General features: G+C 34.9%; 6 protein-coding genes and 6 tRNA genes. All 12 read left to right on the top strand.

Annotated elements, in window-relative coordinates:
- Positions 1-16: 16 nt before the first annotated feature.
- The 12 genes from AB4Y90_RS14175 (at position 17) to AB4Y90_RS14120 (ending at position 6,468) form a co-directional block, all read left to right on the top strand.
- Positions 17-103 (top strand) — tRNA-Tyr (locus AB4Y90_RS14175).
- Positions 104-274: 171 nt separating this feature from the next.
- A tRNA-Glu gene (locus AB4Y90_RS14170) sits at positions 275-347 on the top strand.
- A 315-nt stretch (positions 348-662) separates the two neighbouring features.
- A tRNA-Leu gene (locus tag AB4Y90_RS14165) sits at positions 663-736 on the top strand.
- 100 nt (positions 737-836) lie between these two features.
- Positions 837-909 (top strand) — tRNA-Phe (locus AB4Y90_RS14160).
- A 107-nt stretch (positions 910-1,016) separates the two neighbouring features.
- Positions 1,017-1,089, top strand: a tRNA-Gln gene (locus AB4Y90_RS14155).
- 9 nt (positions 1,090-1,098) lie between these two features.
- Positions 1,099-1,169, top strand: a tRNA-Trp gene (locus tag AB4Y90_RS14150).
- A gap of 126 nt (positions 1,170-1,295) precedes the next feature.
- Complete coding sequence (locus tag AB4Y90_RS14145; RefSeq protein WP_441558194.1) at positions 1,296-1,781, top strand: ribonuclease H-like YkuK family protein; 486 nt, start codon at positions 1,296-1,298, stop codon at positions 1,779-1,781.
- A gap of 126 nt (positions 1,782-1,907) precedes the next feature.
- Positions 1,908-2,684 (top strand): ATP-grasp domain-containing protein, encoded by a 777-nt coding sequence (locus AB4Y90_RS14140; RefSeq protein WP_441558193.1) that lies wholly within the window; start codon positions 1,908-1,910, stop codon positions 2,682-2,684.
- A 9-nt stretch (positions 2,685-2,693) separates the two neighbouring features.
- Complete coding sequence (locus AB4Y90_RS14135; protein ID WP_441558192.1) at positions 2,694-3,074, top strand: cyclic-phosphate processing receiver domain-containing protein; 381 nt, start codon at positions 2,694-2,696, stop codon at positions 3,072-3,074.
- The gene (locus AB4Y90_RS14130) at positions 3,071-4,084 is read left to right on the top strand and encodes an RNA ligase, Rnl2 family (RefSeq protein WP_441558191.1); all 1,014 of its coding nucleotides are present in this window, start codon (positions 3,071-3,073) and stop codon (positions 4,082-4,084) included. The genes AB4Y90_RS14135 and AB4Y90_RS14130 overlap by 4 nt, the downstream gene beginning before the upstream one ends.
- 191 nt (positions 4,085-4,275) lie before the next feature.
- Positions 4,276-4,839 (top strand): metallophosphoesterase family protein, encoded by a 564-nt coding sequence (locus AB4Y90_RS14125; protein WP_441558190.1) that lies wholly within the window; start codon positions 4,276-4,278, stop codon positions 4,837-4,839.
- Between the two features lie 111 nt (positions 4,840-4,950).
- On the top strand, positions 4,951-6,468 hold the full coding sequence (locus AB4Y90_RS14120) for a TROVE domain-containing protein (protein WP_441558189.1): 1,518 nt from the start codon (positions 4,951-4,953) through the stop codon (positions 6,466-6,468).
- Positions 6,469-6,637: the final 169 nt, after the last annotated feature.

Here is a 6,637-nt window from a genome sequence, read left to right as displayed (position 1 = left end):
ATTATCATCTAAAAAAGGAAGTACGCCGAAGTTGGAGAGTCGGGGCAGACTGTAAATCTGTTGCTTCATTGCTGAGTAGGTTCGAATCCTACTACTTCCACCAACACCGCTGATAATGTAATGGCAGCATGCAGGAAATGTACTCTTGTTGTTCAGGTTCGACTCCTGGTTAGTGGTCAAAGAAGTGAATGGTGAATGGTGAATTTTGCTACGCAAGAGAATTTTAAAAATTGACTGCAACGCAAATTGACTATTGAGAAATCACAAGAAAAACGCTCTATTCGTCTAATAGTTCAGGACGCCTGCCTTTCGAGCAGAAAACAAGGGTTCGATTCCCTTATAGAGTACAGAAAAGTGAATAAGTGAATGGTGAGTTTTACTCTGCAAGTGAATTTTAAAAAATTGACTACAAAGTAAAATTGAAGATTAACAATTCACAAAAAAATAGGTTTAAATGGAAAGGGAAAAGTTTGTCAAGCGCAGAAGATCTTTACAAAACAACAGGCATAGTTTATAAATATAGACAAGCTTTTCTCAGACCTAAAATATAAGTAATGAGTAATGTGCAATGAGTAATTATTGCAAAAGTTATAATTAATTATGAATTTATAAAACATCATTTTTTATTACTGATTATCAATTACACATTACTTATAAAACTTGCGGGAATGGTGGAAATGGTAGACATACTTGATTTAGGCTCAAGGTTTTGGGGGTTCGAGTCCCTTTTTCCGTACAAAATATGAGTAATGAGTAATCAGCAATAAGTAATAAGTAATTATGAAACATGATTTTAATATTACTAATTACCTATTACTCATTACTTATAAAAAAATGGAAGAGTGGTGTAGCAGGTCTGCACGTTGGTCTGAAAAACTAAAGGTACAGGTTCGATTCCTGTCTGTTCCACAGAAATATGAATAATAAGTAATGGGTAATGAATAATCGTTGCAAACGCAGATTATGAACTATGATTTTAATATTACTAATTGCCTATTACTCATTACTCATAAAACTGATTCATAGTGTAATTGGTAAGCACACAAGACTTTGACTCTTGTTGTTCAGGTTCGAGTCCTGATGAATCAACAAAAAATTGCTTCGATAGTGTAATGGCAGCATCTCAGTCTCCAAAACTGATGGTATTGGTTCGAGTCCAGTTCGGAGTGCAAAAGTGAATGGTCAATGGAGAATTTTGCTTCGCAAGTGAATTTTAAAATTGACAAGCAAAGCGAATTGATGATTCACAATTAACATTATTAACAAATAAGTATTTAAACAAACATGTAGAAAAAATGGAAACGCAACAACAAAAATGGCAGAACATGACCGGAAAAATTTTCCAAAATTCTATCACACAGCTGGTAGAAGAAGCCATCATCCGCGAAAAGGCAAACGGGCACCGACTGAAAGTGTGTGTGGGGTCAGACTCCCACGTTTATGGTGATGCCATCAATTATGCTACGGCAGTTGTCTTTATTCGTGAGGGAAAAGGAGCGTTTACCTTTATCAGAAAAGAAAGAGAAATACAGAGTATCAGTATCAAAGAGCGTATGCTGAACGAGGTGAACAAATCCGTAGAGATCGCTTATGCCATTTGTTCTATTCTGGAAACTTATGATGTGGAAATGGAGGTACACGCAGACATTAATACCGACCCGGATTTCAAATCCAACGTCGCTTTGAGAGACGCAATGGGATATATTCTGGGAATGGGATATGTGTTTAAAGCAAAACCTTACGCATTCGCAAGTTCAAATTGTGCTGATATGATGGTGTGATAATAAAGTTGGAAGCGGGATGAGGGAAGCTAGAAGTTTTATTGTAAACGTAAATAAACTTCCTGCACCCAGCTTCTAACTTCCATCCAAAAAAGTAAATAAAAGAACCCTAAAAAACTAGTAACCATGTATTTTTTAGTTCAGGCTAATGTGTATTTAGACCCCGATCATTACAAGATTTTTGATGCTTTGGAAGAATTAAATATTGATTATAGCGTAATTAATATTCCTCCAACTGCGGAAAAAATCGACTTCGAAACAGATCGAAAAGATGTTTTTGTCTATGGTTCGGTGACAATTGCACGATTGGCAAAGCAAAATGCAGATTGGTTTCCCGGTTCTTTTTACAGAGGCAATCACTTGTATGAAGTTTATTCCAAATATTATGGTGAAAACCTTTTGAATCACAACGTTTCTGTTCATAAAATTTCAAATGAATTGATTTGGAAGAAAGATGAAATTAAATTCATTAAACCTTACAATGAAGCGAAAATTTTCACAGGAAAAGTGTTCAACGAAATAGAATGGAAAGATTTCGTTTTTGAAGCATTGGAAAATAAAACTAACAGAATTACAGAAGATTCTTTAATTCAAATTTCAGAAGCAAAACGAACAATAAAAGAAGCCAGACTTTGGATTGTTGGTGGTCAGATTATCGATGCGGGATATTATAAATTTAATGATAATGCTCCTTTCGAAGAAAATGTTTCACAAGACGGATTAGATTTCGCCAATGAAATTATCCAACTTTTCAATCTTGAAGAAGCTTTTGTAATGGATATTTGTTTAACCGATGAAGGATGGAAAATTGTTGAAATCAATTGCATCAACAGCTCCGGATTTTACCCAAATACGAACGTGAAAAGTATTATCAAAGCTTTGAATATTTACTTTTCAAATTAAAATAAAGTAATGGAAATAACAAAAAGATTACTATTTCTGGATGATATAAGATATCCGAGCGAGGCATATACCAAACAGGATATTTTCCTCAGAAAAGACTGGCATATGGTTCGAAATTACGAACAGTTTGTCAACAGGATTTTGGAAAAAGGACTTCCGGAAATGATTTCTTTTGACCACGACCTTGCTGATGAACATTATTTAGAACCAAATTCTCAGGAATTTGTTGAAAAAACAGGCTACGATTGTGCAAAATGGTTGATAGAATATTGTATGGATAACTATTTAGACTTACCAAAATTCTATTGTCATTCAATGAATCCGGTGGGAAAGCAGAATATTGAAAGCCTTTTAAAGAATTTCAAAAACTATTACAAATTAAAAAAATGATTTTCAAAACATATAACTCGATAGAAAATGCTTACCAAACCCGTGTGATCGATCAGATCAGGATGCAGGGTTTTTGGGATGAGGTTTTTATCGTTCAGGAAAAAGTTCACGGTGCTAATTTCTCTTTCTTTACCGACGGAAATGAAATTAAAATCGGGAAGAGAACAGCTTTCATTGAAAAGGATGAAAAGTTCTTCAACGCACATCAGATTTTAGAACGTTACAGAAAGAATGTAATAGAGGTGTTCGAAAAAGTAAAAACGATGCATTCGGATGTTGAAACTGTAGTGATCTACGGTGAATTATTCGGTGGTGGTTACAAACACAAAGAAGTGGAACCTGTAAAAGACGCTGTGAAAGTGCAAAAAGGTATTGATTATGCGCCTTACAACGAATTTTACGCATTCGACATCAAATTGAATGGCACAACTTATTTGGATACAGATTTAGTGAATGAAATTTTCGAAGAAACCGGATTTTTCTATGCAAAAATCTTATTCCAAGGGACTTTGGAAGAGGCTTTGAAATTTCCAAACGATTTCGATTCAAAAATTCCGGCTTGGTTGGGGCTACCTGAAATTGAAAGCAATATGTGTGAAGGAACCATTGTGAAAACTTTGAAAACCAGATATTTCGGAAACGGATCAAGAGTCATTTTAAAAAATAAAAATGAGAAATGGACTGAAAAATCCAAAATGGTGAAAAAAGACAGACCTGTACAAAAGGAAGTTAATTTCAGCGAAAAAGCTCAAAATATTTGGGAAGAAATCCAAAAATATGCAACCACAAACAGATTGAATAATGTCGTTAGCAAGATTGGTGACTTTGAACCTAAAATGATTGGAAAGGTTATCGGTCTTTTTGCAAAAGATATTTTAGAAGATTTCGAAAAAGATTTTCCGGATGTTTTCACAACCATAGAAAAAGATGAACAGAAAAGGATCAATAAAAAATTGAATTCTTTGGTTATTGATCTTGTAAAAGAAGAATTAATGACTGCAAAAGTGTAGGTTCGGCAATTCATTTTATCGAAACTTTTTTGCAAGTTAAATTGAACCATAAATTTATATGCAGCAAGTTTGTCATTCTGACGAAGGAAGAATCTCAACATCAATTATTAAGATTCTTTATTTCACTTCGTTTCATTCAGAATGACAGGAAGAATGCTCAAATATTTAGTTAAATAATTAAAATAAAAAAAATGAAACCAAATATATTTTTTACGGCAGATCATCATTTTGGTCACGCCAATATTATAAAATTTTCCGAACGGCCTTTTGAGTCGATGGAAGAAATGAACGAAGAACTCATCAAACGATGGAACGAGAAAATCGGGAAAGACGATACAGTCTATCATTTGGGTGACGTGAGTTTAGGGAAACCCGATTTTACCAAAGAAATTTTAGACAGATTAAATGGTAAAATTCATCTTATAAAAGGCAATCACGAATATTCTGCTCTGCGCATTCCTGATCGGTTTGAGTGGATAAAAGATTACCATGAGCTTTATGTGGAAGATGAAAACCATAAAATGGGCAAACAAAAAATCATGCTTTTTCACTACGCAATGCGCACTTGGAACGGTTCTCATCACGGAACCTGGCAATTATTCGGTCATTCGCACGGAACTTTAGCAGATGATGAAATGAGCTTAAGCCTTGATGTAGGAGTCGATTGTCATAATTTTTATCCGGTTTCCTACGAAGAAGTCAAGGAATTGATGAAGCTCAAAAAATGGACACCACCTTTCGCACCAAGAAATTAAAATTATTTTATTTCTACGCAGAAAGATTGCGCAATATCACTATTACTTTGCAATAGAAATCAGAGAAGAAGTGATAATCTTCCAAAATGTTTAACAATAAAAACAGACATTATGAAATTTAATTTTTTAAGAAAATCAAATAACGTAACAACAAACTACGAAGGTGCAAAAGCTTATAAAATGACACCTGCAGAAGAACTATATAGTGCTGTTGTTACAACAGGATTATCAAACGCAACCTATGAAAAAGGAAATGACAGGTTGGCGAGAATCCAATCTCTGATTCTGAAAAACGATCCGGAATTTGTTGCAAAATTGGCGGTTTATGCAAGAAAAGATATGTATCTGCGTTCAATTCCATTGGTTTTGACGACAGAATTGGCGAAACAAACTTCGGGAACAGATTTGGTAAGCCGAACTGTTGACGGAGTGATTCAAAGAGCAGATGAAATCACAGAATTATTAGCGTATTACCAATTGGCAAACGATAGAAAAGATGTGAAAAAACTGAATAAGCTTTCAAAACAAATCCAGAAAGGTTTGGTGAAATCATTCAACAAATTTGATGAATATCAGTTCGCAAAATACAACAGAAAAGCAGAAGTTACTTTGAAAGATGCTTTGTTTTTGGTTCACCCAAAAGCAAAAGACGAAAATCAGCAGGCTATTTTCAACAAAATCGTAAATGATTCTTTGGAAGTTCCCTACACTTGGGAAGTTGAGCTTTCTGTTTTAGGGCAGACAAAATTTGCGGATGATGCAGAAAGAAAATCAGCTTTCAAAAACAAATGGGAAGAATTGATTTTCAGTAACAAATTGGGTTACATGGCAACATTGCGAAACCTTAGAAATATTTTGGAAGCCAAAGTTTCTTCTGATGCGATGTACAAAGTTTGCAATTATTTGTCTGATGAAAAAGCTGTAAGAAACTCAAAACAATTGCCGTTCAGATTTTTGGCAGCATACAGAGAATTGAAAAATATCGATTCAAAATACACGTCATCGATCTTAGAAGCATTGGAAGATGCGGTAATGGTCAGTGCAAAAAACATCAAGGGTTTTGGCTTCGATACTTCGGTTGTGATTGCGGCAGACGTTTCCGGCTCAATGCAGCAACCGGTTTCTCCGAAATCAAAAGTATTGTTGTACGATATTGGTCTGTTGATGTCGATGATGTTGCAGTCACAATGCAAAAATGTGATTTCGGGTATGTTTGGTGACCGTTGGAAAAGAGTTCCGATGCCAAAAAACGGTATCCTGAGAAACGTAGATGCATTTTATAAGAGAGAAGGTGAAGTAGGCTACTCTACAAACGGTCATCTTGTGCTTGAAGATTTAATCAACAAGCGAGAAACTGCAGATAAAATCATGTTATTTACCGATACTCAAATGTGGGATACCGGTGGATTCACAAATGCTTTTGAAAACTCATGGAACCGATATAAAAAAATCTGTCCTAATGCAAAATTGTATATTTTTGATTTGGCAGGTTACGGAAAGCCGCCTTTGGATGTCAGAAAAAATGATGTTCATCTTATTGCTGGTTGGTCCGACAAAATTTTCGACGTGCTGAATGCTTTGGAAGACCGAAAATCTGCCGTGGAAATGATTAAAAAAGTAGTGCTGTAAAAGGCACTGCTTTAATTAAAATAAGTTATAAGTGATAAATGATGAATGATTTTATACTCAACATTACTGTAATTTAGGAGCTTAATCCCGCTTTCCACTATATCTTTTTCGCAAGCGCTTTTTTCAAGCCATTTCAGAAAAAGGATGCCGTTGCAATCGGGGCTAACTA

The sequence above is a fragment of the Chryseobacterium sp. 2TAF14 genome, assembly GCF_052115105.1.
GTDB lineage: Bacteria > Bacteroidota > Bacteroidia > Flavobacteriales > Weeksellaceae > Chryseobacterium.
Note: the sequence above shows the minus strand (reverse complement) of the source record. Positions and strands in the feature narration are given on the sequence as shown.